Annotated in this window: 2 protein-coding genes; both read left to right on the forward strand. The window is 33.7% G+C overall.

Going from position 1 to position 1,670, the window contains the following annotated elements; all coding sequences use genetic code 11:
• On the forward strand, nucleotides 1-219 hold a 219-nt coding region (locus GC102_RS12050; protein WP_216628033.1), incomplete at its 5' end, for a hypothetical protein.
• 181 nt (nucleotides 220-400) lie between these two features.
• Nucleotides 401-1,312 carry a glycosyltransferase family A protein gene (locus GC102_RS12055; RefSeq protein ID WP_171689757.1) on the forward strand — a complete coding sequence of 304 codons (912 nt, stop codon included), beginning with the start codon at nucleotides 401-403 and terminating at the stop codon, nucleotides 1,310-1,312.
• Nucleotides 1,313-1,670 lie beyond the last annotated feature (358 nt).

A 1,670-nucleotide genomic window follows, 5' to 3' on the forward strand; every position in this document is an offset into this window, starting at 1 on the left:
CAAGTAATATCACAAGTTAGAAATGAGTCTGTCTCTATCCAAGAACAACAAGACGACTCCGTAAAGGAAAAAGCAGATCATACGAAAAAAAGTAAAGACAACAAAGAAAAAAATAGATCCGAACAAGAAAAAGATAGAAAGAACAATAATCAACATGGCGGCAGCGAGAAAGAGAACGGTAAAGGCAACGATAAAAATAAGGGAAATAAACAAGAATAATAACTGCTACCTACTCTTCTCGAATCAAAAGCAAAAAATAGTGTATAACTCCAAAGTTATACGCTATTTTACTTTTATGTAAATTTTATTTATGGTTGCTTTGAACAAATAGACTAATTACAAGATCGAAGACACCCAGATAACAAACGCAGAACAGATGAACCAATCGGAGGCGTTAAAATTGAAAAATATTACAATTGCAATCTGTACTAGAAATCGAATTGCAGATATCACCAAATGCATCGAATCCATCAGTAGGCAGGTTGAACTTTATTGTGAGGTTGAGATTTTAATTGTGGATGATGGAGATATCAAAAAGGAACAATTACATTTATTTGAGGCTATCTTATCTAAAATAAAATGCATGAAGCTTTCATACTTTAAGAAATTAAAAGCTGGAATTTGGCTTTCAAGGGTTGAATGTGTAAAAATCGCCGTACATGAAATTATCCTTTATCTAGATGATGATGTTGAATTAGATGATCCATACTATATAAGCAAATTACTAAAAAATTATGAAGATGATGCAAGTTTGGCAGGAGTAGGAGGAATAGCCAAGGGTTTATATTCTAGTAAAATAGCAAATGCGCTCGGAGTAGCTACGTTTCAAATGTCCAGTTCATTGGGGAAATTGTCCAAAAGTGGTTTAGCAGGATCTATAGCAAATTGGAATAAAGCCAAGTCAAATTTTGAAACAGAATTTTTTCATGGGTGCAATATGTCATTTAAAAAGAGTTCACTTAAAGACATGAAGCCTCTAAGCTGGATGGAAAATTATGCTGTCGGCGATGATTTATATATGTGCTACTATGCAAGCAAATATGGTAGATTGGTTATAGATCCGGATTTAAAAATAATACATCACGAATCGCCTCAATCCAGGGATAAAGCTGAAAATGTTTCTAAGGCTAAAGTCGTAAATCATTACTATTTCCTTAAAATGAAACAAGCCGGGATTTTGAATTACGGGGCACTATTATGGACTATTGTCTATTCAATAGTTAAAGAAATGGTTAAAAAAAATAATGATGCATCAATAGGTTACTTAAAAGGAATAAAATTCCTGTTATTTGCAAAGAAAGAATCCATATAGAAAGCTTTATCTTTTAGTTCGTTCGTTATAAACGGAAACGAAAGTAGGTTTTTTATCCAAAATGATTACACTGGTAATTGATTATGTGGCGAGGCCAAAGCGGTTCGTAAAGAACCGCTTTGCTGTCGGCATATCTCGATTTTCAGATTACATAAAATCAATAGTTTTCCGCATAGAATCAACTAGTCTATTTAAACTTGACCTTTCACTTTGATGTATTTTTCGCTTCTTGGCCAATAGTAAGGAGTTTGGTGATTGAGTCTATATTCGAATGAGTTGTCCAATCGTATGTATGTTGAAAACCACGCGCTTTCAAATTCTCAGCGACTTGCCGCACCTTTTCTATGTTTTTGAGACT

This window comes from Paenibacillus germinis, from assembly GCF_013141785.1.
In the GTDB taxonomy this organism is placed as follows: Bacteria; Bacillota; Bacilli; order Paenibacillales; family NBRC-103111; genus Paenibacillus_E; species Paenibacillus_E phytorum.